Origin of the sequence: Oleidesulfovibrio sp. (assembly GCF_047973035.1) — a bacterium.
In the GTDB taxonomy this organism is placed as follows: domain Bacteria; phylum Desulfobacterota; class Desulfovibrionia; order Desulfovibrionales; family Desulfovibrionaceae; genus Oleidesulfovibrio.
This window is the reverse complement of the sequence record NZ_JBKEBF010000020.1, coordinates 1-24,673: the sequence shown is the minus strand read 5'-3', so window position 1 is coordinate 24,673 and position 24,673 is coordinate 1. Positions and strand designations below refer to the sequence as shown.

Annotated in this window: 26 protein-coding genes, 1 tRNA gene and 1 pseudogene; 22 read left to right on the top strand and 6 right to left on the bottom strand. The window is 49.8% G+C overall.

Features of this window, described 5'->3' with window-relative positions; all coding sequences use genetic code 11:
* Nucleotide 1: 1 nt before the first annotated feature.
* From ACK5LI_RS06060 to ACK5LI_RS06050, 3 genes are all read right to left on the bottom strand, one after another.
* The gene (locus ACK5LI_RS06060; RefSeq protein WP_416947227.1) at nucleotides 2–1,354 is read right to left on the bottom strand and encodes an ATP-dependent 6-phosphofructokinase; all 1,353 of its coding nucleotides are present in this window, start codon (nucleotides 1,352–1,354) and stop codon (nucleotides 2–4) included.
* A 198-nt stretch (nucleotides 1,355–1,552) separates the two neighbouring features.
* Nucleotides 1,553–2,548 carry a glycosyltransferase family 2 protein gene (locus ACK5LI_RS06055; protein ID WP_416947225.1) on the bottom strand — a complete coding sequence of 332 codons (996 nt, stop codon included), beginning with the start codon at nucleotides 2,546–2,548 and terminating at the stop codon, nucleotides 1,553–1,555.
* 15 nt (nucleotides 2,549–2,563) lie between these two features.
* Nucleotides 2,564–3,124 carry an HD domain-containing protein gene (locus tag ACK5LI_RS06050; protein WP_416947223.1) on the bottom strand — a complete coding sequence of 187 codons (561 nt, stop codon included), beginning with the start codon at nucleotides 3,122–3,124 and terminating at the stop codon, nucleotides 2,564–2,566.
* A gap of 239 nt (nucleotides 3,125–3,363) precedes the next feature.
* On the opposite strand from ACK5LI_RS06050, the gene ACK5LI_RS06045 reads away from it, so the two are divergent.
* Both ACK5LI_RS06045 and metG read left to right on the top strand, forming a co-directional pair.
* A complete protein-coding gene (locus ACK5LI_RS06045) occupies nucleotides 3,364–4,524 on the top strand; it encodes a PSP1 domain-containing protein (RefSeq protein WP_416947221.1) in 1,161 nt (386 codons plus the stop codon).
* Between the two features lie 47 nt (nucleotides 4,525–4,571).
* Nucleotides 4,572–6,530, top strand: a complete 1,959-nt coding sequence (gene metG / locus ACK5LI_RS06040) for a methionine--tRNA ligase (protein ID WP_416947219.1) — start codon at nucleotides 4,572–4,574, stop codon at nucleotides 6,528–6,530.
* Nucleotides 6,531–6,616: 86 nt separating this feature from the next.
* Here the strand turns inward: metG and ACK5LI_RS06035 are convergent, their stop codons facing one another.
* Both ACK5LI_RS06035 and ACK5LI_RS06030 read right to left on the bottom strand, forming a co-directional pair.
* Nucleotides 6,617–7,303, bottom strand: coding sequence for a TVP38/TMEM64 family protein (locus ACK5LI_RS06035; RefSeq protein ID WP_416947217.1), 687 nt, complete (start codon nucleotides 7,301–7,303; stop codon nucleotides 6,617–6,619).
* 274 nt (nucleotides 7,304–7,577) lie between these two features.
* Nucleotides 7,578–8,300, bottom strand: coding sequence for a glycosyltransferase family 2 protein (locus tag ACK5LI_RS06030; protein ID WP_416947215.1), 723 nt, complete (start codon nucleotides 8,298–8,300; stop codon nucleotides 7,578–7,580).
* A gap of 111 nt (nucleotides 8,301–8,411) precedes the next feature.
* Here ACK5LI_RS06030 and ACK5LI_RS06025 point away from each other — a divergent pair.
* The 15 genes from ACK5LI_RS06025 to ACK5LI_RS05955 all read left to right on the top strand — a co-directional run bounded on the left by ACK5LI_RS06025 (nucleotide 8,412) and on the right by ACK5LI_RS05955 (nucleotide 22,259).
* A tRNA-Met gene (locus ACK5LI_RS06025) sits at nucleotides 8,412–8,488 on the top strand.
* Between the two features lie 445 nt (nucleotides 8,489–8,933).
* Nucleotides 8,934–9,317, top strand: coding sequence for a helix-turn-helix domain-containing protein (locus ACK5LI_RS06020; RefSeq protein ID WP_416947213.1), 384 nt, complete (start codon nucleotides 8,934–8,936; stop codon nucleotides 9,315–9,317).
* A gap of 55 nt (nucleotides 9,318–9,372) precedes the next feature.
* Nucleotides 9,373–10,044 carry a TrbM/KikA/MpfK family conjugal transfer protein gene (locus ACK5LI_RS06015; RefSeq protein ID WP_416947211.1) on the top strand — a complete coding sequence of 224 codons (672 nt, stop codon included), beginning with the start codon at nucleotides 9,373–9,375 and terminating at the stop codon, nucleotides 10,042–10,044.
* A 444-nt stretch (nucleotides 10,045–10,488) separates the two neighbouring features.
* Nucleotides 10,489–11,040 carry a POTRA domain-containing protein gene (locus tag ACK5LI_RS06010; protein ID WP_416947209.1) on the top strand — a complete coding sequence of 184 codons (552 nt, stop codon included), beginning with the start codon at nucleotides 10,489–10,491 and terminating at the stop codon, nucleotides 11,038–11,040.
* Nucleotides 11,030–12,232: a ShlB/FhaC/HecB family hemolysin secretion/activation protein gene (locus ACK5LI_RS06005; RefSeq protein ID WP_416947532.1), complete on the top strand. Its 1,203-nt coding sequence runs from the start codon at nucleotides 11,030–11,032 to the stop codon at nucleotides 12,230–12,232. The genes ACK5LI_RS06010 and ACK5LI_RS06005 overlap by 11 nt, the downstream gene beginning before the upstream one ends.
* A gap of 12 nt (nucleotides 12,233–12,244) precedes the next feature.
* Nucleotides 12,245–16,405 carry a hemagglutinin repeat-containing protein gene (locus ACK5LI_RS06000; protein ID WP_416947207.1) on the top strand — a complete coding sequence of 1,387 codons (4,161 nt, stop codon included), beginning with the start codon at nucleotides 12,245–12,247 and terminating at the stop codon, nucleotides 16,403–16,405.
* A gap of 4 nt (nucleotides 16,406–16,409) precedes the next feature.
* Nucleotides 16,410–16,793: a barstar family protein gene (locus ACK5LI_RS05995; protein ID WP_416947205.1), complete on the top strand. Its 384-nt coding sequence runs from the start codon at nucleotides 16,410–16,412 to the stop codon at nucleotides 16,791–16,793.
* Between the two features lie 165 nt (nucleotides 16,794–16,958).
* Nucleotides 16,959–17,342 (top strand): barstar family protein, encoded by a 384-nt coding sequence (locus ACK5LI_RS05990; RefSeq protein WP_416947203.1) that lies wholly within the window; start codon nucleotides 16,959–16,961, stop codon nucleotides 17,340–17,342.
* A gap of 82 nt (nucleotides 17,343–17,424) precedes the next feature.
* The gene (locus tag ACK5LI_RS05985; RefSeq protein ID WP_416947201.1) at nucleotides 17,425–17,589 is read left to right on the top strand and encodes a hypothetical protein; all 165 of its coding nucleotides are present in this window, start codon (nucleotides 17,425–17,427) and stop codon (nucleotides 17,587–17,589) included.
* Nucleotides 17,556–18,428, top strand: coding sequence for a hypothetical protein (locus tag ACK5LI_RS05980; protein WP_416947199.1), 873 nt, complete (start codon nucleotides 17,556–17,558; stop codon nucleotides 18,426–18,428). The genes ACK5LI_RS05985 and ACK5LI_RS05980 overlap by 34 nt, the downstream gene beginning before the upstream one ends.
* Complete coding sequence (locus ACK5LI_RS05975; RefSeq protein ID WP_416947197.1) at nucleotides 18,425–18,736, top strand: hypothetical protein; 312 nt, start codon at nucleotides 18,425–18,427, stop codon at nucleotides 18,734–18,736. The genes ACK5LI_RS05980 and ACK5LI_RS05975 overlap by 4 nt, the downstream gene beginning before the upstream one ends.
* A gap of 386 nt (nucleotides 18,737–19,122) precedes the next feature.
* The gene (locus tag ACK5LI_RS05970; RefSeq protein WP_416947195.1) at nucleotides 19,123–20,715 is read left to right on the top strand and encodes a polymorphic toxin type 17 domain-containing protein; all 1,593 of its coding nucleotides are present in this window, start codon (nucleotides 19,123–19,125) and stop codon (nucleotides 20,713–20,715) included.
* Nucleotides 20,712–21,053: a hypothetical protein gene (locus ACK5LI_RS05965; RefSeq protein WP_416947193.1), complete on the top strand. Its 342-nt coding sequence runs from the start codon at nucleotides 20,712–20,714 to the stop codon at nucleotides 21,051–21,053. Before ACK5LI_RS05970 ends, ACK5LI_RS05965 begins: the two co-directional genes overlap by 4 nt.
* Nucleotides 21,054–21,502: 449 nt before the next feature.
* Complete coding sequence (locus ACK5LI_RS05960) at nucleotides 21,503–21,697, top strand: HNH/endonuclease VII fold putative polymorphic toxin (RefSeq protein WP_416947530.1); 195 nt, start codon at nucleotides 21,503–21,505, stop codon at nucleotides 21,695–21,697.
* On the top strand, nucleotides 21,687–22,259 hold the full coding sequence (locus ACK5LI_RS05955; RefSeq protein ID WP_416947191.1) for a hypothetical protein: 573 nt from the start codon (nucleotides 21,687–21,689) through the stop codon (nucleotides 22,257–22,259). The genes ACK5LI_RS05960 and ACK5LI_RS05955 overlap by 11 nt, the downstream gene beginning before the upstream one ends.
* On the opposite strand, the gene ACK5LI_RS05950 is transcribed toward ACK5LI_RS05955, so the two are convergent.
* Nucleotides 22,229–22,411: a hypothetical protein gene (locus ACK5LI_RS05950; RefSeq protein WP_416947189.1), complete on the bottom strand. Its 183-nt coding sequence runs from the start codon at nucleotides 22,409–22,411 to the stop codon at nucleotides 22,229–22,231. The two genes, ACK5LI_RS05955 and ACK5LI_RS05950, sit on opposite strands and share 31 nt — an antisense overlap.
* A gap of 79 nt (nucleotides 22,412–22,490) precedes the next feature.
* On the opposite strand from ACK5LI_RS05950, the gene ACK5LI_RS05945 reads away from it, so the two are divergent.
* From ACK5LI_RS05945 to ACK5LI_RS05925, 5 genes and pseudogenes are all read left to right on the top strand, one after another.
* Complete coding sequence (locus ACK5LI_RS05945; protein WP_416947187.1) at nucleotides 22,491–23,102, top strand: hypothetical protein; 612 nt, start codon at nucleotides 22,491–22,493, stop codon at nucleotides 23,100–23,102.
* Nucleotides 23,099–23,506 (top strand): hypothetical protein, encoded by a 408-nt coding sequence (locus tag ACK5LI_RS05940; RefSeq protein WP_416947185.1) that lies wholly within the window; start codon nucleotides 23,099–23,101, stop codon nucleotides 23,504–23,506. The genes ACK5LI_RS05945 and ACK5LI_RS05940 overlap by 4 nt, the downstream gene beginning before the upstream one ends.
* A gap of 52 nt (nucleotides 23,507–23,558) precedes the next feature.
* The gene (locus ACK5LI_RS05935; protein WP_416947183.1) at nucleotides 23,559–24,125 is read left to right on the top strand and encodes a hemagglutinin repeat-containing protein; all 567 of its coding nucleotides are present in this window, start codon (nucleotides 23,559–23,561) and stop codon (nucleotides 24,123–24,125) included.
* A complete protein-coding gene (locus tag ACK5LI_RS05930; RefSeq protein WP_416947181.1) occupies nucleotides 24,106–24,354 on the top strand; it encodes a hypothetical protein in 249 nt (82 codons plus the stop codon). Before ACK5LI_RS05935 ends, ACK5LI_RS05930 begins: the two co-directional genes overlap by 20 nt.
* A pseudogene (locus tag ACK5LI_RS05925) lies at nucleotides 24,330–24,673 on the top strand (DDE-type integrase/transposase/recombinase); the annotation flags it as partial. The gene ACK5LI_RS05930 and the pseudogene ACK5LI_RS05925, both read left to right, overlap by 25 nt.

Sequence of the window (24,673 nt, the reverse complement as noted above, 5' to 3'; positions counted from 1 at the left end):
ACTAATCTCTGGGGCAGCTTCGTGCTTCCGGCGGCACCATGCCTGCAAGATGGCCTTGTCCTGTAGATTCCAGAACAGCGCGCCAGAAGTCAGATAAGATGTTAAGTTTTCGTCTTTTGCTGGTCACAAGATCCAGCGGCAGGTGAATATATCTGTCCATCAGCTTTGCGACAACCATGCCGGTTTTGCCTGCCATACCGGCATGAACTGCATGTTGTCCAAGGAATCCGCAGTATACGCGGTCATTTGCATTGGCCGGAACGGAGCGGATAATGTAGCTCGGGTCAATGTATTTCAGCGTATGCGGAATGTTCAGCTTGTCAAAATGCTGTTTAATCTCAGAACGAAGCACGGTGGCTATATCACCCAGAATAGGGTTGCCGCTGGCATCGGTTGCATGGCTGCTTGAAAGCAGGTGTTGTCCGGCTCCTTCAGCCACAACAATTACCGCGTGGCTTCTATCCCGAAGACGGCGGGCAAGGGCTTTCAGCAGGCCATCCTCGCCGTGCAGGGCAAATTGTGTTTCAGGTACCAGCACAAAGTTTACCTCTTTTAAAGAAAGTGTGGCCTGCGCAGCGATAAACCCGGATTCCCGCCCCATCAGTTTTACAAGGCCTATACCATTCATGGCGCCGACAGCTTCGGTATGAGCGCACTGAATGGCCTCTGTCGCTTTGTCTACCGCCGTCTCAAAGCCGAAAGACTGACTGATGAAGTTGATGTCGTTATCAATTGTTTTAGGGATGCCGATGACGCTGATTTTAAGCTTACGCTGTTTAACTTCATTGCTGATGGATTTGACGGCCTTCATGGTTCCGTCTCCGCCGATCATAAACAGAATGCTGATGTTCATGCGTTCAAGGGCGTCAACGACCTCTTCAGGCGACTGCGGTCCGCGCGATGAACCAAGTATTGTACCGCCGAACTGGTGAATATCGCCCACCAGCTCAGGCGTCAGCTCTACGACGTCGTGGCCGTATTTAGGAATAAAGCCTTCAAGCCCGTATTTAATACCCAGTACAGCCGGAACACGGTAGTTATGGTAGGCTTCCATGACAATGGCCCTGATGACATCATTGATGCCGGGGCAGAGGCCGCCGCAGGTCACAATGGCACATTTGGTTTTCGAGGTGTCGAAGTACACGTGCTTTCTCGGACCCGCAGGTTCGAAAGTAAGCGGAACAACCTCGTCACCAAGTTCTTCCACCTGATCATGATCAAGAAAAAGCTTCAATCCCTGTTCTTCATTGGCAAAACGACAATAAGAAAGGGGGGATGGAATTTTTGCCGGTCCCAGAGTCGGGATTGTCGTATCCAACTTTATGGAACCGCTTTCAAAACGGGTGGGAGCCATGTGTCCTCCTGAGAACAGGTTAGGTTCTTAACAACTGTAAGAGTATCACAGGGTTGTCTGGTTTGCTATAGAGTATACGCTGAGGATAACGGGTTTCATACGTTAATTCTTGTATTTTCCTGATAACAGATTGTGAAAATATACAAATAAAAAGGGCCGGAAAAAACCGGCCCTTTGGATATGCTGAGTAAGTGGCGGCTATTCCCACGGTGTAGCGGGGTATTGTGTGCCAAGTTGGGTGTCTACCATGGCAAGAGCAGTTTCTTTTACTACTACTGCATTGTGGCGGCTTTTGGCGCAGTCACCCACAACTGGAAGAACGTTTATGCAGAACCGCATAGAATGGGCGGTAAGATCAAGTATAGTGTTCGCAAACGAATTAAGAATACAGTAGTTTTTCCACACGTACATCATTTCACTACGCACACGATGGCGTACAACTGCACAACCGTAGAGGTCGAAGTCCTGAACTTCAGGCTTCATGGCAAAACCGTCCAGCAGGCGCACACGGGCCTGAGGAACGAAAGCCACCTTCCATGAAGGGTTAAGGGCGCGGGAAACACGGCGGCAAAGATCGGTATCGGCAAAGCCGCCGAAGAACCGTTCATCCAGCGGGCCGAGATTGCGGAAAATTTCTGCACGCACGCAAGCAAAAGTAAAAGGTACGTAGCCGACCTTGGCAGGCTGCTCGAGGCGTTTACTGCCATAGGCTGCGTGGTTCAGGCAGCTGGAAGGAGCCATATCGGCAAGGCCGAAGGCTTCGGTAAGTTTGGTGATAAAACCGGGCAGGCGACGTGCGCCGCGGACGGTAAGGTCTTTTTTATCGATAACTTTGCCGCCTGCAATAGCGCAGTCGGTGTTGGTTTCCATGTGGTCGAGAATCCGGCGTAGAGAGCCGCTGAGCACTTCTGTACGGGGATCAACGAAGAATACCAGATCGCCGGTAGCGCGTTTGATGGCTTTGTTTGCAGCGGCGGCAAAGCCGCGGTCGGCAGTGTTTTCAATCAGCGTAATGCTGCCATGGCTGCTTTTTGCAGTGCGGGCGGTGCCGTCGGAAGAAGCGTTGTCTACGACAAAGACTTCACCCTCGATACCAAGGGTGGAAACCTCTGCTATGGCCTCGAAAACAGAGTCGAGGCAGCCTTCGATGTACTTATTGACGTTACGTGTGACAATAACGAAAGATAATTTCATGTCGAATCCTTTGGGCTAGCCCTTGGCAAGGCCGACTTCGGCTGCAATGGGGCTGATTGCGTCAATGGCGATTTGCAGAAAATCGCCTAGCTCCAGGCCAATCTGCTCGCATTCGCGGATGTTGTCTCTGTTGACACTGGCCGCAAACGCTTTGTCCTTCATTTTTTTCTTCAGGCTTTTCGGTGTCATTCCCTCCATCCCCTGAGGGCGCACCAAAGCGTTTGTTGCAACAAGTCCGGTAACCGTTTCGCTGCAGCGAAGCGCCCAATCCATACGGGTTTGGGGCGTGTGGCCGGTGTACTCAGAATTATGAGCACGAATGGCGGCAAGAGCAGGCTCCGGCAGCTTGTCTGCGAGCAGATCCATAGCCAGCAGGCCATGGCGTTCGGGGGTCTCTTTGGTTAAAGGAAAGTCAATGTCATGCAGTAGTCCTGCCAATGCCCAAAGCTCTTCATCTTCGTTCAACCGTTTTGCCATCATGCGCATAACTGCCTCGGATTGCAAGGCGTGGTGAATCAGATGGTCATCGGGGTTGGTGCTTTTAAGCAGGGCAAGGGCTTCGTCTCGGGAAAGCATGAACAATCTCCTTTCGAGGTGCAGTTTGTCTGTATGAGTGCCAGACTTAATCCCTTTCGGGAGATAGTTAAATAATGCACAATCGTGCGGCTGACAACCATAGAATGGCTTTATTGACAGGTTGCCCATAAAAGCGGAAAAGAAGAGGTTATTTCGTTTGATATGCTAGATGGCGCAAAAGCGCTTGATATATGTACACCGCAAGCTATCGGGAGACCGGCGGCAAAGGGTATTTTTTGATGAACAAGATAGTCGGCGTTAAGTTCCGTGATTACGGACAGATATACTATTTTGACGATGCAGGGCTGGAGCTGGAACCGGGGAATCGGATTCTTGTTTCCACAGAGCAGGGTGAAGGGCTCGGGGAAGTTGTCACCTTGCGCGATAGCCTGCCTGCAGATGCGGAGACAGATGAGCTTAAGCCCGTCAGTCGTATTGCGCAGGAAGAAGACCTGCAGGCTGCAGAGGAAAACTCTGCTCTGGAGCTTGAAGCAAGAACATATTGCAACGAGTGTGTCAAAAACCTTGGCCTTGATATGAAGCTTGTCGACGTCGAGGTTTTCTTTGACCGCAGTAAGATTGTTTTCTACTTCACCGCACCTACCCGCATAGATTTCCGTGAACTGGTAAAGGACCTTGTGAAAAATTATCGTACCCGTATCGAGTTGCGGCAGATCGGAGTACGACACGAAACGCAGATGATCGGCGCCGTGGGTAACTGCGGTATGGTTTGCTGTTGTCGTCGTTTTTTGCGCAAGTTTGCTCCTGTTACCATTAAGATGGCGAAAGAGCAGAATCTCTTTCTCAATCCGGCCAAGATTTCCGGAATCTGCGGCAGGCTGCTTTGCTGCCTGAGTTATGAACAGGAAAACTATGAAGACTTTCACAGACGTTGTCCGAAACTGGGTAAAAAATACCAGACTGATGACGGTGCCGTAAAAGTTCTGCGCGCAAACATGTTCCGCAGCAGCGTGACGTTATTGCGCGACGGCGGTGAAGAGATTGAAATTACTCTGGATGACTGGCGCGACAGCAATCCGCATCGTCCTGACGCCCCTCAGCAGCCGGTTCAACAGCCGAAGCCTGCACCGCAGGAAAAGAAAGAAGCCGAACCGTCTGAGCAGCCTGCGGAAGTTTCGCAGGATGCCGCGACAGCAGGCTCTTCTCAGAATCAAGCTGACAGCACGAGCCAGCAAGGTGACGCGGAAGAAAAAAGTTCTTCTGAAAAGCAGCCGGAAGTTGCAAAAGCAACACCCGATGCCGGAGCGAAGACAGATAAACAGGCAGAGCGCCGTAGAAGCCAGGTGAAGAGTGCTGACGGCACTTCGCGTCGTACAACCAGAGGTAAGCGCAAGCGTAAACGCCGCCCCCGCGGTGATGAGTTCGATCAGAATGATTAATCAGGTTTGGTTGCTGCAAGCCGTTACGCAATGATCAGGAGTAGACGTTGCAACCCTTTTATATCACAACCCCGATTTACTACGTAAATGCAAAGCCTCATCTGGGGCATGCCTATACAACTATTATTGCTGATGCTCTTCGCCGCTTTCATATGCTGCTGGGCAAGAAAACGTATTTTCTTACCGGCACTGATGAACATGGCGATAAAATAGTACAGGCTGCTGAAAAAAATGGCTGCTCACCGCAAGAGTATGTGGATAACATCAGTTCGACTTTCCGCGACCTGTGGCCTTCCATGGGGATTCAGTACGACCATTTTGTCCGGACGACTGATGAATCGCACAAAAAGTGCGTGCAGGCCATGCTGCAGAAAGTATACGACAGCGGCGATATTTACTTTGGTGAATATGGCGGCCACTACTGTTATGGTTGTGAACGTTTCTATACGGAAAAAGAGCTTGAGAACGGCCTTTGCCCGCAACATCAGGTAAAGCCCGAGTACATTGCGGAGAAAAACTACTTTTTCCGCATGTCAAAGTATCAGGATTGGCTGAAGCAGTATATTCTGGATAACCCCGACTTTATCCGCCCCGAACGTTATCGTAATGAAGTCCTTTCGCTTCTGGATAGCGGTGCTCTGGAGGATTTGTGTATCTCCAGACCCAAATCTCGCCTGTCATGGGGGGTGGAACTGCCGTTTGATACTGACTACGTCTGCTATGTCTGGTTTGATGCGCTGCTGAACTATGTTTCTGCTCTGGACTGGCCTGACGGGGAGAAGTTCTCAACCTTCTGGCCCGGTGTGCAGCATCTGGTGGCAAAGGATATTCTGAAGCCCCACGCAGTGTTCTGGCCGACAATGCTTAAAGCTGCCGGCCTTGAACCTTATAATAATCTGAACGTGCATGGATACTGGTTGGTTCGCGATACCAAAATGTCCAAGTCACTGGGCAACGTAGTCGAGCCGCTGGAAGTTGCAAAAAGCTACGGCCTGAGTGCGTTCCGCTATTTTCTGCTGCGCGAAATGCATTTTGGTAGTGATGCAAGTTTTTCAGAAGAATCTTTGGTCGCACGCCTGAATGCAGACCTTGCCAACGACCTTGGCAACCTGTTCAGCCGTGTGCTTTCCATGACCGGCAAGTACTTTGACGGCGTGGTACCTGCTCCCGCAGAATACACCGAAGCGGATGAGGAAATACAGACCCTTGCTGCGGAGGCGTGCCGCAATTATGTTCGCCTTTTTGAGCGCGTCCGTTTTTCCAATGCGCTGGAGTCCTTGTGGGAGCTTGTCCGTGCTTTGAACAAGTACGTAGACAGCTCTGCACCGTGGGCTTTGCATAAAGCCGGCGATACTGAGCGACTGGGAACTGTGTTGTATGTTCTTCTTGAGTGCATGCGCAAAGTTGCCGTCAATCTGTGGCCGGTAATGCCCGAAGCTGCTGAAGCCATGCTTGCGCAGTTGCAATTGCCTTTTGACGTGGCTTGCGTGCGCTTGCAGGATGAAGCAGAAGCTTGGGGGCATTTGCCCTCCGGCGGCACCGTTCAGGTTTCTTCCAGCCTTTTCCCGCGTGTGGATTGGGATAAGGAAAAGCAACGTATTGAGGCTGAAGCTGCGGCAACTGCTTCGAAAAGTGCAGAGAAGCCTGTGCAAGAGAAGAATGCTGATAGCGAACCTGAGGGTTATGCCGAGTTTGAAGACTTCCAGAAAGTCGAATTGCGTGTAGGTACTGTTTTGTGTGTGGAAAACCACCCCAAAGCAGATAAGCTTTACCGCGTGGAAGTTGATCTGGGCGAACAAAAGCCCCGCCAGATTATCGCGGGCTTGAAAGAATTCTTTGCACCGGAAGATTTGCAGGGCAAGCAGGTGGTTATTGTGGCCAACCTGAAGCCGCGCAAGCTGCGGGGGCTGGAATCTCAGGGTATGATTCTGGCTTTGCGTACCGAAGACGGCATGGAACTTTTGACCTCCAGTAATGCTGTGCCTAACGGGACAAAGGCTTCATAACAATCCCAGACTGTTGCTGGTAAAAAGACGCGCCGCGGACCATCATAGCCCGCGGCGCGTTTATTATTTTTGACTTGTGAATCCGTTTATTCTGCAGGTGCGTTTTCTGGTTCATCCAGCGTTTTTTCGACACGGTACCGGCGATAAAGCATCCAGCCTAAAGCGGACGATATTACAAACAGTAAGGCACTGATGGTTGTGCGCCAAAGGGGATCAACACGAACGCCGCTGCCAAGCAGGGCGAAAATCAGCGTCTGGGGGATATATCCCAGGCATGACCCGCCGATAAAAGAAGACGCCGGAATATTGCTTACTCCGGCTGCAAGGTTGGTAAGCAGGTTGTTGCCCACAGGCAAACAGCGAATAACCAGCGTCATACTGAACGGGTTATGGGAGATGAAATTGTTCAGCCGCTCAATGCGCTTGCCGTGGCGGCGGAGTACATACCCTCGCCCCATAAGTCGTGCCCAGCCAAAAACAAATGCACAGCCCAAAGTCGTTCCTATCGTACCCCAGACAGTACCCATGGCAGCACCAAATGCATAGCCAGCCAAAAAGCTGACAAATTGTCTGGGCATGCCCACAGCTGTCAGCCCGCCTGCGACGAGCAAAAACAATGTGTAGCCCCAGACGCCCTGATCTCGGATATTATCATCCACCCATGCGCGGTCAAACATAGTGTCGAGACCAGCTGCATGTATAACGTAGATAATGCCAGCCAGTGCAGCAAAGATGGTAAATGTTTTGGCTATTGCTTTAGTTTTTTTGTTCATTACGCTTATGGTGCTGGGCCAGCTTGATATAAGATGCCAAGGCGGCTGCCTGACCCCAGAAAAGTAGTTGATCTTGCTCATAGGCTGCAAATGCACAACATGCAAATGCCCCTGCTATAGCCAGTCCGAATTTGAGCTTGGGCCAATATGCAACCTTGGACGGGCTGCTATAAAAGGAAAGACGCGCAAGAAACCATAAATAGGGTACTTGCGCTGTCAGACCGGTCCAAAAAAAAGCCCAATGCCAAAGTGGAGTAGCATCCATGCTGCAGACTTAGTTCTTCTCTTTGATTCCGTAACAGATGTATCTTTTTTTCATCCAGCGAATTGCTAAGAGATCAAAGAACGTAGTACGGGCTCTGTCCCATATGCCGTATTTGGATGTGCCATGCAGTCTGGGGCGGTGGTTTACTTTGACTTCAGAAACTGTTGCCCCCTGACACTTCATAAGCGTAGGCAGAAAGCGGTGCATGCCTGTAAACATAGGAATTTGTTTAGCCATGCTGCTACGCATGACTTTAAGGGAGCATCCGGTATCGCGTACAGTTTCCTGGCTAAGCCAGTTTCTGATGCTGTTACCTACTTTGGAGGCAATGCGTTTTGCAAATGTGTCTTTACGCTTTGCACGCCAGCCGATCACCATATCAAAGCCGCGTTCAAATTCGCGCAGCATATTGGGTATGTCGCCGGGGTCATTCTGCAGGTCGGCGTCCATAGTAATGATGACTTCGCCGTTAGCGGCATCAAAACCAGCACTGAATGCCGCAGACTGACCGGAGTTCTTATCAAGCGCAACGAAGCGGACATGGCTGCTTTTTTGAGCCAGCTCTTTGATCACTTCAAGGCTGCGATCCTTGCTTCCGTCGTCAACAAAGATTACTTCCCATTCTTTGCCGGCCGCAACAGCCGCACGATGGATTTCATCGTAAAGAACGGGCAGGTTATCCTCTTCATTAAAAACAGGAACGACAATTGAGAAAAAAGTAATGTCTGACATAGCTCGGCATTAATATGCAATTCGCGGTGGGATGTAAATAACTTGTTGACAGTTTAGAAAACGAAGGCTAAAAACTCCCTTCTAGTTTGGGAAAAGCCAAACTGAACATGTCGCGGGGTGGAGCAGCACGGTAGCTCGTCGGGCTCATAACCCGAAGGCCGCAGGTTCAAATCCTGTCCCCGCTACCAGAACTCAAAGGTACGGTAACTGACCTTGCATCAGGTCTGTTGTCGTACCTTTTTTGTTGTCTGAAAAGCAATTGTTTCTATCGCTATCAGCACCGGATGGTGGCTTTCTTATATTTGCCCGTCAGGTATTGGCCGTTTTGGCTGATGTCTGGCGGGCTTTTTTGCGTCCCAACATCAGAGAATAGCCCTTTGGCCCCAAGAGGCGATGGGCTCTCAATATTGGTAATCACGAATGCATTCACGATCACCTTCAACGACAGAGGAACAAAAGAGAAAAATAGATAGCTGAAAAAGAGAAAGCCGGATGTTGGCGCATCCGGCAATCCTTCTCTTCGCGAGGATGAGTGATTCTTGAATCAGTTTCACTCTACCTCTGCAGAGATGCCGTGTCAAGCGGTACAGGGATGTTTTGTCTCTTTTTTAGGCTCTCAAGGAGTCGTAAAAGATGAACTTAAACAATGTGTTAACCATTGAAAGCTGGATAGTTGACATGACTCAGGTAACGTTCACAGCAAGAGCTGTATATAGCCAACTTGTCGGGCTGGCCAAAAAGCAAGGTTTTGCATGGCCAAGTCAGCAATTTTTAGCAAACAGGCTCGGTGTATCTCTTCGTACAGTTAGTTCCTGCATTGGTGAGTTGGTCAAAGCAGGCTTGTTAGATGTGGCAAAGCCGGTGTTTCTGCCTGACGAAAAAGGAAAGCCGGGGACCCCGCGGACTGCAGTCACAGATTCCTGTCCGGACTGCGGTAAGACAATGCGACGCTTGGAGTCAAAGAAGAAAAAAGGAGCGCTTTTCTGGGCTTGTGAAAGTGGCCAATGCCCCTTGTGAAAGGACAATCACGGTAAGGTCGGCGAGGCCTTTCTAAAACAGTAGGAGGCGTACAATGAATTGTCAGTATATGAAAATGATTGTGGTGGCCTCGCTGGACATTATGCTCTGGGTTCCTGCTGCACAGGCCGACGACCTGCTCACCGGAGACACACGGTTCGCTTGTGAGGCTATTCTTTGCCTATCTTCAGGAGAGCGCCCCGGCGAGTGCGGCCCAGCTCTTAACCGGTATTTCGGGATTAATGAAAAATTTTGGAAAGATACTGTCAGTGCCCGGAGAAACTTCCTGAGTTTGTGCCCTGCAGCCAGTGATCTGGGAATGCCCGGCCTTGTGGACACCATCGCCAGCGCTGCAGGTAAGTGCACTGCGGAAGTATTGAACCGCGTGAATAAACGACAGCTGACACTGTTTATAGAAGAAGACAAGGGGCTTCGTCGCTACAAAGATGACGGTAAATGGCGTTGGACAAGAGAACCGTTACGCTACACCAAGCGTGTCACCGTTATCACTGATGATACGCCGAACTATTGCCGAACCTATCAAGGTCACGGCTGGACATGGCAGGTCGGTGCAACTTACCGGGGTACACCGCCGCCCACTGGCTCAAAATTCTCCATTGATGAGGACAAGCATAAGTTTGGCTATGGAATCACCATCAAAGGAAAATCTGACCAAGTAGCGGCACAAATACGCCGTATTGAGGATTCAGGCCGATGGTTGGACTAGGAGTGTCTACCTTCTCCAGCCCCATGCCAGATGCACTTGATACGGGGCATACACTTTAAACGGATGATTTGTTGAAAGTATAGCGTGCTAGAAAAACTTAAACCCCGTTGACTGGTTCAGAAGCTGTTGATAAAAGATTTCACTCTCCCTTGTTAGTAGCTAACTATCCCCCCCTGAATCAAAGGTAGAGTGTCTCCGACCCCGTATCACCGAACCTGATACGGGGTCGCTCATTTTAGAGAATGGCGGGGAATTCGGGGCACCGCAGAAAACGGAATCTAAAGTACGTCAACATTGTTGAATTGCCTGTAATAAAATTAGTTTGTTCATTTTTATTTTTCCATAACTTTATTTGTTGACAACTCATTCTCAAAATCTAATAAGCAAACTTACATTGGGGATGAGATGGTGGGGGTGAGACATTAACATTCATTGAAGGTGCATATGGTTCGGGTGCTTCTTCAGGCTATGGTAATGACATTGTCATTGGGGGTGTTGGGTATCTTGTCAGGAGCAGACGTTGCCAGCGCGGTGACTCCTGATGAAGCAATCAGACAGCAACAGATTCTTCAGCAACGCGAAGAGCAGCGAAGACTGGAGCTGGAACGCAGACACAAAGAGAGTCTGCAAAAACCTCCTTCGGGTCAAGGTTTAGATCTACTGCAGAAAGAAGCAGTGCCCGATGAAGGGCAATGCTTCGAGGTGCGACAAGTCCTTCTTGAGGGGGCAACCCTTCTTTCTGATGACGAAAAAATAGATGTCATCACGCCCTACCTGCATCGTTGTCTGTATATTCAGGATATCAACAATCTTGTCCGGGATATTACCAATAAATATATTGAGAAGGGCTATATAACTACCCGTATAGCCGTGCCGCAGCAGAGCCTTGCCAGCGGGGTTCTGACTTTGCTTGTGATTGAAGGCAAAGTTGAAAGCATCAAATTCGACAAGGCGGAAAAATACGCCAAGCGTAAGCTGAAGATGGCTGGAAGGTAGTTATCTGAACATTCGTGATATCGAGCAGGGCTTAGACCAGCTCAACCGCCTTCCTTCCAACAACGCCAAAGCTGATTTTGTTCCCGGCAGCGAGACCGGCTCCACGCATGTTGTAATCAACAACCAACGCGAAAAGTCCTGGCGTGGTACCATCGGACTGGATAACTCCGGACAGGAATCCACAGGCGAATTACAATACTCGCTTGCTCTGGATAAAGACAATCCGCTCGGCATCAATGACCTGCTTTCGATCAGCTATAATGCTGACTATGAATCAATGGTCGCCGGAGAGCATCAGGATAGTCAAAGTATCTTCGGCTTCTACTCATTCGGTTACGGCTACTGGACATTTACTGGCAGTATCAGCCGCTTTGATTACCGGACAAAGGTACAAGGAGCCTCAATTGACTTCACCAGTTCCGGCAATACCGTCACCACCGGCTTTTCTGCCGACTATACATTCCATCGTGATGCAGACAGCACCAGCTCGCTGGGTACCGGGCTTACCGTGCGCGATACGTCAAACTATCTGGCAGGCGTTAAGCTTAAAGCCTGCAGCCAGATACTTTCTGTTGCGCATGTTTCTGCCACACACAACAGGCGCATGTTTGGCGGTGCTCTTACGCTGAACGGCAAATACAGCCGCGGTGTCCCGATCTGGGGCGCTGATCCCGACCCTGACAATCTGAATATTTCCGATCCGAAGGCGGAGTTCGACAAAGTCACCATGATGGTTGACTACTACCGTCCTTTTCAACTGTTTGGCACCAACCTCAGCTGGAGCAGTCGCCTATGGGGCCAATGGTCACCTGACTCTTTATATAGTGCGGAGCAGGCAAGCATAGGTAGCCGTTATTCTGTTCGCGGATTTCACGAAGACAGCCTGAGCGGAGACATTGGCGGCTACATCCGCAATGAGCTCGCATGGATGCTGCCTGTAGGGGCGCAAGAGAGCTTGCCGAACAAGCTGTTGGGCAACGTGCAACTTTATGCCGGATATGATGCCGGATTCATCAAAGAAGATCAGTTCGACCCGTATGAACGGGGCACAGTACAAGGCGCCGCATTGGGGATGCGGACATTCGGCGGCACAGTCATGCTCGACATCATGGCAGCCAAGCCGCTTGATTCTCCCGACTACGTTCAACGTGACGACTGGGACTTTTACGCGTCACTCAAAGTGACGTTTTAGATGAGGTGCACCATGTATACAGTATTCAGACAGCTTCTTTGTGCGGTTCTTATCGGGCTTATGATCTGCCCGCCAGCCATGGCCGGTGGCATCCGCGTGGACACAGGAGCCCCCGCTGCTAATCAGGCCACCATAGGTGCCGCCAAGAATGGCGTTCCCGTTGTAAACATCGCCGCTCCGAACAGCGGTGGCGTATCGCATAATAAATTTCAGGATTTTAACGTATCGCAACAGGGTGCTATTATTAATAACAGTCTCGCTCCCGGCGTTACGCAACTAGGTGGAGTGCAGGCAAACAACCCGAATCTGAAAGGCCGCAGCGCGGCAGTCATCCTGAACGAAGTTACCAGTAACAATCGTTCCGTGCTGCAAGGCTACACGGAAGTCTTCGGCGGTGGGCACTACATACTGGCCAACCCCAATGGCATAACCATCGACGGCGGGGGATTTATAGGTACTCCCAAGGCCACAGTGACCACCGGCCTGCCCCGCGTAAGTGGAAGTAACGTATTGCTGGATGTTACACAGGGCGACGTTCAGGTTCAAGGCGCAGGCATTAACGCCAAAAATCTTGACGCCTTTGAAATCGTCAGCCGTACTGCACAGATCAATGCCGACATTCACGCCAACCGCCTTGATATCATAGCCGGTAAAAGTTCTTACAATCCGCGCACAGGTGAAGTGGCGGAAATGGCTCCTGACGGCTCAGCCCAGCCTGCCGTTATTCTTGATTCCACAGCCCTCGGGGGCATGTATGCTGGCCGCATTAACCTTGTCGGAACGGAGAAAGGTGTCGGTGTCAATCTGGAAGGTATAGTCCAGTCCACAGATCAACTGCGCATCACAGCTGAAGGTAACATTGAAATTAAAGGACAGGCTGCTTCCGGCAACACTCTTGCGATCAGTTCAAAGCAGGACTCTGTACACGTTACCGGTACTGTGACAGCCGCAGATACCGCCTCTGTTACCGCCAAAGACACAGTACGTATTGCCAAAGACACTGCCGCTGATGCCGCGCTGTTGAAAGCAGATAAAATCGTCGTCAGTGGCGGAACGTTGCAGAACGATCATCTTGTGGCAGCAGATTCTCATGTCAAAGTGGCAACGGGACAAGTTAAAAACACCGGCACCGTATACTCAGGCGGAACTGCTCAGTTTAACATAATAGATACGCTTCACAACGAACGCGGAACCATTTTGTCCAAAGGCGATATTCTTATGGAAGGAGCCACAACGGACAGTAAAATGGCAACGCTGCAGAACGACTCTGCTCTGATTGAATCGCTTGAGGGCGGCATTACCATTCGGGCAGAGGAACTGAACAACGTAAATACAGAATTCTCGTTGGTTCAGGGCGATACCGTCATTTCGCGCACCGATGGCGGCTACTGGTCGGGTGGAGAGCATGAGGGCAGATGGGGCCATTATTTCGAAATGGAGGTTGGCCGGGCACCGATAGGCGGAGCGCGCGGTAGTTCTATTATTATGCCGCCCGGCATCCTTTCTGTGGTGGGTCTGGATGCTTCACGAAACGTTTTTTCAAAGGCGGAGTTGCAAGCCGCAATCGCCGCGGTTGAAATTAAACTGGCCGAGGATCCGGACTACCTGACCGCCAGTCAGCAGTCGCTCTTTGCTTCTGCCAAAGTATACGCAAGAAACAGTGCGCCATATTTTGTCAAATCTGTCGGCCGTACAGACGGCGCTCTTTATGCCGCGACGAAAACCAGAGATACCGTAACAGGACAAAATGCCGGTTCTCACATAGCAGCCTACGGCGATGTGACTTTGAACGGCGGTAATGTGCTAAACTATGTCAGTGCCGTTACCAGTGCAGCGGGCAATATTACAGTAACAGCAGATACCTTTGAAAACTACGGGCAGGAAGTATACGAACGCGACACCATACAGTGGGGGCGCACAATATTCCACAGCCACCAAAGCCCGCATATCGTTCCGACTGGCCGTGGTACAGAGGTGGTGCTCACTGCAATTGATCACGTTTACGGTACGCTTGATGCCGGTCAGAACGTCAGCATCAATGTTACGCATTCTTCAAACGGTATTGTCGAACGCGGTGGCATCCTAAAACCGCAGGATGAGGCCGTACAACAAAACAAAGTAGACAGTGTTGCCAGCATAACCGGCTCGCTGCCTTCCAACGGTCTGTTTGAAACCAATCTCAATCCTGCACATCCGTACCTTGTCGAAACAAATCCTGCACTGACCGATCTGTCTGCTTTTGTCGGTTCCGAGTTTTTACTGAACGAAATCGGCGAGGATGCCACATCGCTCACACGCAAGCGCCTTGGTGATGCTTATTACGAACATCGGATAATTCGTGAACAGATTCTGTCTCTTACCGGTCGCCGCTTTGTGTCTTCTTCCATGACAGCTGACGCAGCACAGGTGCAACAGCTTATGGAAAATGCGCTTGCCGTGCGCGAAGGGCTGGAGTTGACGATTGGCGTAGCCCTGACAGAGCAACAAGTTGCAGCTCTGGACAGTGACATTGTCTGGATGGTTGAACGTGAAGTACAAGGCCAGAAGGTTCTGGTGCCTGTGGTTTACCTCGGCAAAAACAGCCTCAACCGTATTGCGCAGGGCGACGCTGTTATTGCCGGTAACGACGTGGAAATCAACGCCTCCGGTCTGGCTGTGAACTCCGGCGCCATCATCGCCGATGCCGACCTTACAATCACCGCAGACAATATCTTTAACTCCCAAGGGCAGATACAGGGGCAAAATGTCCAGCTGGCAGCCACGAACATCAACAACATGGGCGGCAGCATCAGCGGCGGCGATGTTTCGTTGAAGGCTGAAAATGACATTCTCTCCACTTCCGATACGGTCACGTTTGAATCAGAAAGTTCCAAGGCAACCAACCTGTCCGCCAAAGGGAGCATTACAGCTCAAAACAATCTGACGCTGGAAGCCGGCAATAATGTTGCACTATATGGCTCGGAAGCATCAGCCGGCGGTGATGTAACCATTTCTGCCGGTAACGTGGTTGCCCTTTCCACAGTCGAAACCGGCACCGACTCGCAAACTTCAGGGCGGGGCTACAACACCAGGAGTACAGAAAACTTTAACGTCGGCTCTTCCGTTTCGTCCGGCGGTAAGATTTCCGTCACTTCCGGTGCTGACACCATCATTCACAGCAGCACTGTAGATGCCAAATCTACTATAGATATCAAAGCTGGCGGTAATGTCGCCATCACGGCCGCTACGGATACTTCTACCATGTATTCGCATAACTCCGGCGGCGGGGGTGGTTTTTCCGGCGGTAAGAAGTCCACAACCATCGATCTGAAGCAACAGGACAATGTGGCTTCACGCATACGCTCCGGCGAATCCATTACCGTTGAGGCCGGCACAGCAGGCACCGGCGATATAGCTCTGCACGGCAGCAACCTGAAGGTTGCACAGAATGTCACCTTAAAAGCAGCAGGCGACATCAATGTTACACCTAACCAGGTGCAGAACTACAGCAAAGTCGAAGAGCAGAAATCAGGATTCATGGGCACCAGCTCCATGAAGCTGAAAGAAAGCGACGAGCACACCAACACACGCCCCACCATTGACGCGGGCGGCAAAGTTGTCCTTATCGCTAAAGATGACGTTGTCTTGCAGTCCGCCCAAATAACCTCCGGCGACACCACCGAAATCATCGCACAGGAAGGGCAGGTAGCCCTGCTGGTCAGCAAGGACAGCAAGTACGAGCGCGAAGTGGAAACCGATATGGGCTTCTTCTCGTGGTCGTCAGTAGACGAAGGCCGTCGCGACGAAACCATTCAGCATACTGAAATCCACGCGGGCAAAGGCCTTGCCATCACCACAGCCGAAGGCATTGTGGTGCAATATAAAGAAACCGGCAATGTTCAGCAGAACATCGCACAACTGGCACAAGCCCCCGGCCTTGCATGGATGGGCGAACTGGCAAACCGCGATGACGTCAACTGGCAGGCAGTGCAGGAAGTGCACAGCCAGTGGCGCGAAGCCGACAGCGGCATTGGCGGGCCGGGGATGCAGCTGGTTTCGCTGGCAATGGCCGTTGCTCTTTCTCTTAGCCACCGAGGTAAACGACGTATTTTACGGGATGTAAACACAGAGAAAATTTTCTATACAGACGATCACTATAAAACATTTATAGAAATAGATCCTGCAAAGAGGTAACATCGTGAAGGACAGGCAACTTCTACTTTTTACAGATAGTTCTGTGCACTTCTGCAGCAAGCAAAGTGATATTAGGAATCGATATGCCGAATCAAAAGTTATGGAGACTTCTTTTGCTAACGTTAAATCAAAGTTAGACCTTATGATAGAAATTGAAAAAGTAATGCAATTCCCAGACTATTTTGGAAGAAATTGGGACGCGTTAGAGGAATGTATACAAGATATGAAGTGGCTTCCCGCTAAACACTATATCCTTATTATACATGACGCTGAAGACTGCTGGAAAAAGATTCCAGAAGTTGTTTATACGCTTATTGAGATATGGGTTGACTCCGCGTTGTACTGGAGAAAGCGAGAAACAGCATTTCATTTAGTTTTTACTGTTTAACATATCAAAAATATATTAAGAAGTGACTCCATTTCTCCGTCGTGCCTGCTAAGGAGTTGCAGATGTTGTTTTCTGAAATGCTAAGTCGTGTGACTGAATTTTTAGGGAAAAGATGTTACATTGACGTACCTCGCTTTGTGGACACTTATGAATCCGTGCAGTATTATGCAAAATAAGATTCTTAAGACAGTGAAAGAAGTGTCCGTTCACTTTTGTAATAAGGAAAAATATGACGAGATAAAATTTGATGATGATGTGGCAGTAATGCAAACATCTTTAGCAACTTTAAATTCTGAACTAGACTTTCTTTTAAATATAAAAGAAGCAATGTTTTTTCCTTTTTTTGGGGAAAACTGGGATGCATTATTCGATTGTATTCAAGATATGGGTTGGCTTCCGTCAAAGCATTATGTCCTTGCTATACATGACTCTGGGAGGTGCTGGAAAGAACAACCAGAGATACTTCATAAGTGTGCCATTTTTTGGCTCGACGCAACGCTATTTTGGAAAGAATGGAATACTTCGTTTCATTTGATTTATACGATTTAGATTTTTTACTGTTAGAAGTACCTTATGGAGCCCCCCCGATATTAGGGTAGCCGCAGCATTGGGGGATTTTTCTAATTTTAGCATGTTGTTTAGTCGCAATATCCTGAAGGCCGTGCAGGTTGCCCCCCTGAATGCAGCAGGCGAAGTCGGGCTTGATACTCACAGAGTTGGCTGGATGCAGGAGTTGATTTCAGCAAGCTGGCAGCGGGACTTGTGGCTGCAAGCATTGGAGGCGATATTGATGTAGCCGCGGATGCTGGAGGCAATGCCGCAAAGAACAACGCCGTGCAACTTCTTGCAGCGGAGATTCTCGTCTTTGGTGCTGCTGGAGCGGCTGGCCTGGCTGTTATGCAGGAAGCAATTGATCATGGGATTACCTCTGTTGGTGAGGTTCTGAGGCAGGTCAATCTGGCTGCTATGGGAGATTCTAGACAAATAGTAGCTTACATTGCTTTGCTTTACGAAGCCCTTCCTGATGAAGTAAAAGAAGGGATGAAGCTTCCAGGGTATACCATCCCTGATAGTGGCTCCACTACCTTGCCTGGACAAGAGCTAAAAGAGGACAAGGGATCGACCAAGCTCGTACACGATATTCCAGAGCCAATGGAGCCTCTTTCCGGGTACCCCGACCAGAGTGGGGAGCGCGGTAAAGAGGATTATATCACTACTGCGGATAATGCCTCAAATAGGATAGGCGGCACCAATATAAGAAATGTTGATGCACCTGTTGCCAACAGTACACATGAGCTACCTCCTTATAATCCAAACAGACCAATCAAAGATTTTGAGGCTGATGGAACAACTACATACGTTCGAGTTTATACGGAGGGCTCTACTAGCCAAGGCGGTCGTTGGATGATGAATGCTGATGATATTGCTGGACTTAGCCCAGAGCAAATAAAAGATAAATTTGATCTCCCATACGCCCCAACCCATGTGACGGATGTGAAACCTCCTCAAGGCACGACGATCAGGACTGGCACTGTGAATTCTGGCAACTTTGGAGGACATGGAGGCGGAACGCAGTTTGAACTACGGGGGCGTATTCCTGAGGATTCATTCTTCAACCCGAGACCGTTGCCATGAAATTTTTTTTCGAACCATTGGAGATAAAAGAGATCGACGGCCAATTTTTGGTGGTCTACAAATGGGGGAATTTGACTGAAAGTAGCTGCCCTAGAGTGTGGGAAAATGTTGAACTGTTTGACGCTCAAGGCAATAAGCTATGGACAGTGAATGGTATGGAAAAATGTAAGTTTTGGGACAATAAAATTGATACGTTTGTTGGCACCAGAGTTAAATTAGGTCGCCTACAGTTAACTTCTTTCAGCGGCAATTCATACGATATCAACCTCCATACAGGCCAAGTCACTCATGCCGAGTATCACAAATGACTTTGCAGCGTCATCTGTTTCGGTCATTTTTTATGCTTATTACAGTGGCGGGCACATGTTACGTGTTTCCGTTTTCTGAGGCGCCCCCCACATATACGCTGCCGCTCGGCTAACAGCCAGTTCGTGGCGCACTGCAGCGACATTTCTAGGAGGCCATTACGGAACATGGCGAAATCCTACGCTAAGGTATTTTAGGCCATCTGTACATAGAGCTGCTCCGGGTGGTTGGGTAAAAAAGAATTCCATAGCTCTTCTACGAGTTTTTGCAACAGAGCCGACAGGAGCGGGAAGCTCCTTTGCTTCATTGTTTGTAAAAGTTGAAGCGGGAGCAGCTGTGTGTGTGGGGCTCTGCTGTTGGTGGTACAGTTGGAGGGGCAGCTAGTGCAGTGGCACTTAAAGGAGCATTGCATACAGCGATTGCCGGAGCAACTGTCGGAACAACTGCCGGAGCAACAACGGGGGCAGCTAGTGCAGCGGTACTTAAAGGCGCATTGCATACAGCGATTTCTGCCGGCTTCAATTCGTTGGTGACACAGGCTACTGTACAGCTTGTTGCGAATAAAGGTGATGTTGGGGCTGCGATGCAGGGATTGGTATCTTCTGAAACCATTCGCTCTTTAGCCACCACCATGCTCACGGCTGGCCTGACCCAAGGGCTGCTCGACTTTGCCAACGTCGCTCAGGAACCAGGCATCCTGTCACAGGCAAAGAGCCTGGATGAGGCCACGAAGATTCTTCAAGCCGAAGTCCTTCGTACTGCTATTAGAACAAGCATAGGAGCGAGTGTTGACACCGCTGTTAACGGTGGAAAGCTGGAAGAAAAAGCTCTGGCAAATCTCAAAGTTGCCGCTGCAGCTTCTATAGGAGCCCAAGGAGCCAAAACAATTGGTATCGCCTTCCATGACGGAGATATTGACACCGCTACCAAGTATATAGCCCACGCGGCTCTTGGAGGAGTGCTGGGAGAGATCACTAGCGGTGATGCTACTTCCGGTGCCGTTGGTGCCGTAGTAGGAGAGTTTACAGGAACGGTGCTTGCCGCCGAAATAAAAGAAGCTCTCAAAAGTGGTGAAGTTGCCCCTGATACTGCACTTAGGTGGAAGGATGCAGGAGTTGATTTCAGCAAGCTGGCAGCGGGACTTGTGGCTGCAAGCATCGGAGGCGATATTGATGTAGCCGCGGATGCCGGAGGCAATGCCGCAAAGAACAACGCCGCGCAAGTGCTTGCAGCGGGGATTCTCGTCCTTGGCGCTGCTGGAGCGGCTGGCCTGGCTGCTATGCAGGAAGCAATTGATCATGGGATTACCTCTGTTGGTGAGGTTCTGAGGCAGGTCAATCTGGCTGCTATGGGCGATTCTAGACAAATAGTAGCTTACATTGCTTTGCTTTACGAAGCCCTTCCTGATGAAGTAAAAGAAGGGATGAAGCTTCCAGGGTACACCATCCCTGATAGTGGCCCCACGATCCTGTCGGGACAAGAGATAAAAGAGGACAAGGGATCGACCAAGCTCGTACACAATATTCCAGAGCCAATGGAGCCTCTTTCCGGGTACCCCGACCAGAGTGGGGAGCGCGGTAAAGAGGATTATATCATTACTGCGGATAATGCCTCAAAGGGGGGAGGGGATGTTGATCCAGCTCCCTCGGAACAAGTACTGTATCCAGATGAAACATTAAGTGTCGGTAAGGTTTGGACAAAAAACGCGCGGATCAAAGACGCGCAACTACCGACCTCAGGTCGGATCAGATATGTTCCACCGAAAAATTGGGATGGTTCTACACCGTTGCCGCGTGGGCCAAATAAAGGATACGTAGATAAATTTGGGAACGAGTGGACTCGCGGTCCATCTCGAACTCAGGGGCAAGCCTTTGAGTGGGATGTTCAACTATCAAAAACTGGGAAATCTCAAATCGGGTGGACTACACGTGATGGATCTCATGCAAACGTCTCACTTGATGGGAAAATAACTCACCAATGACCTTTGGCCAACTTATACATATACGCTTTTTTTGTGCGGCAGCGTCAAAAGCAGAAGCGTCTGCAGCGACGAATAATTTGATTGATGTTCTGAAAGGTTTTGGAACGGTTGGTTCTGGCACTCCAAAACAATATTGGAAAATACCGGAGTATTATGAGTGCTCACTAGAGGTGCGCGGATCAATGGTGTCGGAAAGCATGTTAGTTGCTGTAACGCAAAAGCTCGGCACAGGATGGGAGCGCGTTGGTGATAATTGTTATGTTTGGAGCCATTCAGAGAATACGAGCTTCGTTGATAATAACATTCGGTGGGCTGAATTAGAATTTTTAGACGGATGATTTAGCGGCTTCAATCTTTCCTGACCGGCCTCTTTGCCTTGCTCATGGCGGCGCTTCTGGCGCTCGCGCCGGCTCTGTTGCAAAAAATTGGAAGGATGGGTCTATCGGCATAAAGGGGGTCAGTTTGGCTATCGAAAATTATTGTACGTTAAGGCTGTTTTTCGGATCACCGCAGAAAGCGAAAACTCAGGCCGTTACGATCTCTCTCATTGGCTTAGCGTGCTTTATTTTCCGTTTTCTGCGGTGACCCCAAGCTAAAATTCCTTAGCGTAGGCCTCCGCCCTTTTCCGTGTACTGAGCTATGCGAAATAACTTGTGCGTGATAATAAACTCCTTGGTCAGAAAGTAGCCGTCCACCAGATTTGGCCCCACAGGGAGCAGGACGTTCAGGCGCGTTCAATCAAGCGAAACGAGATGCTGGTATTCCGACAAGTCAACAGCCATCTGAAGTGTTGCCAAATGTTGATCGCCAAGGAAATCTCCAGCCCGGTTATCAGTATGTATATGAAGTTCCTTCCTCAGGTGGAGGTACGCAGCGCATAGTGATTCGAGATGATGCTGGAGGACACATCTATATTGATGACCCCACACAAAACCGGGGGCCCCACTTCAATACTCCTGACGGTGGACATTATGACTACTGATCACGATTGGGTTGATGGTGCACAAGCGGCTTATCAGAAGGCTTTTAGTGGCAGGAATCTGATTGCGGATGCTGCGACTTGGCTTATTTGTAAGGGTAGATTGGCTTTCCCTTCGAAAGAGTTATTCCTGTTTATTTCAGATACAGCTTTGCAGCCGGATAACCGAATAACTCGATACAGAATGATTTCCCGCCGACCTTATTTTTCAAAAATAATTTGGAATGAGGGGGCGGTATTGTGCGAGGGATTTGAGGACGTTTCGGGAGGCCTGCTATTTTGGGCAATTGTGTGCATCAAGGAGTGCGAGCTGCCTTCTGTATTAGATTATCTTCGCTCAGATCGAGGAAGTTTTCTCTTTTTTGCTACTGAACCGGCGTACGGTGCCCCGCTTTCTGGTATTATGCGCTCCAGAGTAGAGAGCGTGAGGGCAAGTATCGACAACAAGTCTGTAATTGAAGGCCTATCAAATCACGGGTTGATACCGGTTCGCGTGTGGGGACCATCTGGGGAGCGAGAGCTCTGGGTGGAAATCTATTCGCCTTCCGCCCTCGGCTCCACATAGTTCGGCATACTGATTGGGTAGAGCCAATAGCCGCGGATGCCGGAGGCAATGCCGCAAAGAACAACGCCGTGCAACTTCTTGCAGCGGAGATTCTCGTCTTTGGTGCTGCTGGAGCGGCTTGCCTGGCTGTTATGCAGGAAGCAATTGATCATGGGATTACCTCTGTTGGTGAGGTTCTGAGGCAGGTCAATCTGGCTGCTATGGGAGATTCTAGACAAATAGTAGCTTACATTGCTTTGCTTTACGACCCTTCCTGATGAAGTAAAAGAAGGGATGAAGCTTCCAGGGTACACCATCCCTGATAGTGGCTCCACTACCTTGCCTGGACAAGAGATAAAAGAGGACAAGGGATCGACCAAGCTCGTACACAATATTCCAGAGCCAATGGAGCCTCTTTCCGGGTACCCCGACCAGAGTGGGGAGCGCGGTAAAGAGGATTATATCATTACTGCGGATAATGCCTCAAATGGGGCAGGGACACCAATTAAGAAATATCCTGACGGAAGTTATAGAACGCCAGATGGCAAATTCGTCAGTCAGGGTGGCCTTCCCGCACCGGGTACTAAGTCTGCACAAGAATATACACAGTACCTAAGAGACAAGGGTTTTGATGTAGTCGGAGAAGAGCTTACGGTAGAAGGTGCTGTGGGGAATAGACGTTATGACGCAGTTGTTCGTACAGATAGCGGAGAACTTTGGGGTATTGAGTACAAAAGCGATAGTGCGAAGAAAACGCCGCAGCAAGACTTCAACGATATGTACATCAATCAGTTTGGTGCTGATGGGGTTGGCCAGCTTTCCGGTGAAAAAATAGTAGGAAATATTACGGTGTATTTACCATGAGAATGCTGCTTGAGGTTGAAGGTGAAAAACCTGAACAAGTTAGATGTTTTGCAAAAGTCGAGGCGGCTTTGAGAAAGCTAGACGCCTCTGGTCCACATTCATTCGCGAGTTTGACGCGCCAAGATGGTTCTTACGTTCAAGTGGCTGGCGGAAAAGAAAGATGCCTGATTGAAAAACGGGACATCACCGACAACACACATTGGCGCGCATGCTCTGCTGGGGCACCTTCGTTTTCTGAGGCCCCACAAATCCTTGAATTTGGTGGTGGTCGGATAACAATGACAGCAGATGAAATTTTTCACATAGATGATGTCGTTTCTGTCTGGTGCGATTTTTTTGAATCAAGGCCATTCCCAGAAAACATTATGTGGCGAAATATGACGGATATGTTCCGAGGTTCTTGACCTTATTTACTACTTCCGGTTTAGGCGTCACATCCCCCTTCATGTACGCACAATGGCTTGCCCCGTAGCTAACTCCGGCGCTACTATAGTTACAATCACCGCAGACAATATCTTTAACTCCCAAGGGCAGATACAGGGGCAAAAAGTCCAGCTGGCAGCCACGAACATCAACAACATGGGCGGCAGCATTAGCGGCGGCGATGTAACCATTTCTGCCGGTAACGTGGTTGCCCTTTCCACAGTCGAAACCGGCACCGACTCGCAAACCTCAGGGCGGGGCTATAATACCAGGAGTACAGAAAACTTTAACGTCGGCTCTTCCGTTTCGTCCGGCGGTAAGATTTCCGTCACTTCCGGTGCTGACACGATTATTCACGGCAGCACTGTAGATGCCAAGTCTACTATAGATATCAAAGCAGGCGGTAATGTCGCCATCACGGCCGCTACGGATACTTCTACCATGTATTCGCATAACTCCGGCGGCGGGGGCGGTTTTTCCGGCGGTAAGAAGTCCACAACCATTGATCTGAAGCAACAGGACAATCTGGCTTCACGCATACGTTCCGGCGAATCCATTAGCCCACGCGGCTCTTGGAGGAATGCTGGGAGAGATCACTAGCGGTGATGCTACTTCCGGTGCCGTTGGTGCCGTAGTAGGAGAGTTTACAGGAACGGTGCTTGCCGCCGAAATAAAAGAAGCTCTCAAAAGTGGTGAAGTTGCCCCTGATACTGCACTTAGGTGGAAGGATGCAGGAGTTGATTTCAGCAAGCTGGCAGCGGGACTTGTGGTTGCAAGCATCGGAGGCGATATTGATGTAGCCGCGGCTGGTCGATGCGCTCTCAGATGACCTCCGACCTTGTTCTTAAAGCCCTACTGATGGCTTTGTGGCGAAGAAAACCCAAAGGCAAGGTGTTAATCCATTCAGATCAAGGCAGTCAGTATACTAGCCACGACTGGTTTTCATTTCTGAAGGCTCATAATCTTGTCTGCAGTATGAGCCGACGTGGCAACTGCCACGACAACGCGGTTGCAGAAAGCTTCTTTCAACTTCTCAAACGAGAACGAATTAAGCGGAAAACTTACAGAAGCCGGGAAGAGGCCCGGCAGGACGTATTTAATTATATAGAGATGTTCTATAACCCGATTCGCCGCCATGGACACAATGG